A 3,597-nucleotide genomic window follows, 5' to 3' on the forward strand; every position below is an offset into this window, starting at 1 on the left:
GTCTTAGTGTACTTTTGCTTCCTTTCTCATTTTAAATCTAACAATAACAAATCTAAAGGAGCGGAGTCGAAACATACTTTGCGTCATGTTGAGCGCAGTCGAAACATACGTTGCGTCAGGCTGAGCGGAGTCGAAGCCCAAGCTAACTAAGACAAGATTATTTTGAAAGTTATTTCATTTAAAAGTAATGACACCATCAATTCAATTTTAAGCTAATTATTTTCATTTTTGTAAAAAACGCAGCCGTATGAGCAAGAAAAAAGAAGACAAGAAACACCACACAGTGGTAACTAAGAAATCGGTAGAATTTTTCGAAAAATATATCAATAACCCCTCTCCAACTGGCTTTGAATGGAGTGGACAAAAACTTTGGTTAGATTATCTTAAGCCTTATATCGACGATCATTTTGTCGACAATTATGGCACTGCAGTAGGTATTATTAATCCAAAGGCCGAATATAAAGTAGTAATTGAAGCCCATGCCGATGAGATTTCGTGGTTTGTGAACTACATAACCAATGACGGTTTGATCTATGTGATTCGCAACGGAGGTTCCGACCATCAGATTGCCCCATCAAAACGTGTAAACATACATACCGACAAGGGGATTGTAAAAGCGGTTTTCGGCTGGCCGGCCATTCATACCCGCAATGGAGAGAAGGAAGAAACTCCAACCCTTAAAAACATTTTCCTCGACTGTGGATGTACCTCAAAAGAAGAAGTTGAAAAATTAGGAATTCATGTAGGTTGTGTGATCACCTATGAAGATGAATTCATGGTTTTAAATGATCGCTACTATGTTGGACGTGCGCTGGATAACCGTGCAGGTGGCTTTATGATAGCAGAAGTAGCTCGTTTACTGAAAGAAAACAAGAAGAAACTTCCTTTCGGACTATATATCGTTAACTCAGTGCAGGAAGAAATTGGTTTGCGTGGAGCCGAAATGATTGCCAATCGTATTAAACCGAATGTTGCCATTGTTACCGATGTTACACATGACACAAACACTCCGATGATTAACAAGATTACCCAAGGTGATTTAAGTTGCGGAAAAGGTCCGGTTATTTCGTATGCTCCTTCTGTCCATAATAATCTGAACAAATTATTAATTGAAACAGCAGAGAAAAATGATATTCCATTCCAACGAAATGCAAGTTCCCGCTCGACCGGTACCGATACCGATGCCTTTGCTTATTCTAATGGAGGAGTATTCTCAGCACTTATTTCATTACCGTTACGCTATATGCACACCACAGTTGAAATGGTACACAAAGAAGACGTAGATAATGTGATCAGCCTTATTTATGGATCCCTCTTGAACATTAAAGAAGGCCACGACTTCAGATACATTAAATAGTCCATAGAAGTACAAAGTTAGAAGTACAATTTTAAGTAAGATTTTAGAGGTACGATTTTAGAAGTACGAACATTCTAAAATCGTAAATCCGCAATCGTACATCTAACTTTGTACTTCTACCTTGTACTTTTTTAATCAAATACGATCGTTTTATTCCCATGCACCAAAATGCGGTCTTCAACATGATATCGTAGGCCTCTCGAGGACCCTGGTCGAGTTCCATAGAAGTACAATTTTAGAAGTACAATTTTAGAAGTAAGAAGTAAGATTTTAGAGGTAAGATTTTAGAGGTACGATTTTAGAAGTACGAATATTCTAAAATCTAAAGTCCTACTTCTAAAATTCAACTTCGTACTTCTAACCTTGTACTTTTTTAGTCAAATACAATCGTCTTATTCCCGTGCACCAAAATGCGGTCTTCAACATGATATCGTAGGCCTCTCGACAAAACATTCTTCTCCACGTCTTTTCCTAAGTTGATCATATCTTCCAATGAACAGCTATGATCCACACGGTTTACATCCTGTTCAATAATAGGTCCCTGGTCGAGTTCCTCCGTAACATAATGGCAGGTGGCTCCAATCATTTTCACTCCACGTTCGTAGGCCTGATGATAAGGCTTAGCCCCCACAAAGGAAGGCAAAAAGCTATGGTGAATATTGATGATCTTGTTCGGAAACAGCCTGCATATTTCAGGAGATAGCACCTGCATATATCGAGCTAGTACAATAACATCGGCTTTGTGCTGTTCAAAAAGTTTCACCATTTCGGCATACTGATGTTGTTTATTCTCAGCAGAAATAGGTAAACAATGATAAGGAATGCCATGCCACTCAACAAAGCTGCGCATATTCTCATGATTGGAAATTATGCAAGGCACTTCAAATTCAAATTCCTGAGAACGATAACGATACAACAAGTCATATAAACAATGATCTTGCTTACTAACCAATATCACTACTCTTTTCTTAGCTTCTGAATCCGTGATCTGCCAATCCATCTCAAACTCCGCCGCCATATCCGCAAAACGTTCCCTAAACTCATCCACATCCATTTTTAATGAATCAGCAAGTATTTGCACACGCATAAAAAAATGATGATCGGTAAAATCTCCATGCTGACTAGCATCTGTGATCCAACCTCCCAGGTTAGCAATAAAACTCGTTACAGTAGAAACAATTCCGGTTCGGTCGGGACAAGAAAGAGTTAAGGTATACAGGCGCTTTTTCGAAGCCATAAATTAGCATCACTATTAATGCTAACAAGATTGCATTTTTTATTTCAAAATAACAACAAAAACAAAATTTAATTGCCAAAATAACATAAAAAACCAAACATAAAATCAAATATCTCAAACTTCGACTTCGCTCAGCCTGACAACACTCTCGTCATGTTGAGAGAGGCTTCGACTACGCTCCTTTAGATTTGTTATAGTTAGATTTAAAATGAGAAAGGAAGCAAAAGTACACTAAGACAATCGCTCCGAGCTAATGACTCAAACGCTGATCCAGACTTTTGCCTCCCTTTCATCAAGAACTCAAATAGAAATTCGGGCTAATGACCCATTATTAAGGAGTTGAGTAAAATTGATGAATTTCTCATTTCATTTTTCCCAACAACAAATTTATGGAAAAGATTATTATTGGTATTGATATCAGTAGCAGGACGTTAGACATTTGTTTGAAAAAAGACAAAACTGTAAAACACTTAACCATTGCCAATGAGGTGAAGGCAATCCACGCCTTCTTTAAAAAGTACAGCAAGCAGGATGTACTTGTGGCGATGGAAAACACAGGACGTTATAATTGGAACCTATTTGAAGTGCTTCCAAGTTTTGCCTTTAAAGTTTACGTCGTTGCACCTTTGCATCTTAAAAAGAGTTTAGGCTTAGTAAGAGGTAAAAATGATCGGGTAGATGCCTTTCGTATCTGCTCGTTTATAGAAAAGAACAGCCTGGAAACTCCCTTATGGAAACCCGCTTCAGTCGCTGTTAAACAACTAAAAGTGTTGTTAACCGAGCGAAACTCAAGGATCAAAATGAAACGGCAATTGATCAATCAGCAGCAGGATTATAAACTGATGAAAACAATCGCTTTGGATAAAGAACTGCTCCGGTTAAACAAAAAAATAATTGAAACCCTAGATACCCAGATTGCTAAAATTGAAACTGATATTGAAAAAACGATTCAGCTTGATGACCAAATGAAAGCTCAAGCTGCGTTAATCCGATCGGTACCGGG

Annotated in this window: 3 protein-coding genes; 2 read left to right on the plus strand and 1 reads right to left on the minus strand. The window is 38.0% G+C overall.

The genetic code is table 11. The annotated features are described in order from the left end of the window. Positions 1-247 precede the first annotated feature (247 nt). Positions 248-1,357 (plus strand): M42 family metallopeptidase, encoded by a 1,110-nt coding sequence (locus tag NF867_RS12530; protein ID WP_252588344.1) that lies wholly within the window; start codon positions 248-250, stop codon positions 1,355-1,357. 373 nt (positions 1,358-1,730) lie between these two features. Here NF867_RS12530 and purU read toward each other — a convergent pair whose 3' ends face one another. After that, the gene (gene purU / locus NF867_RS12535; protein WP_252588345.1) at positions 1,731-2,594 is read right to left on the minus strand and encodes a formyltetrahydrofolate deformylase; all 864 of its coding nucleotides are present in this window, start codon (positions 2,592-2,594) and stop codon (positions 1,731-1,733) included. A gap of 389 nt (positions 2,595-2,983) precedes the next feature. On the opposite strand from purU, the gene NF867_RS12540 reads away from it, so the two are divergent. After that, positions 2,984-3,597, plus strand: a 614-nt coding sequence (locus NF867_RS12540; RefSeq protein WP_252588346.1) for an IS110 family transposase, incomplete at its 3' end; no start/stop codon positions are given.

This window comes from Solitalea agri (assembly GCF_023914155.1).
Taxonomy (GTDB): domain Bacteria; phylum Bacteroidota; class Bacteroidia; order Sphingobacteriales; family Sphingobacteriaceae; genus Solitalea; species Solitalea agri.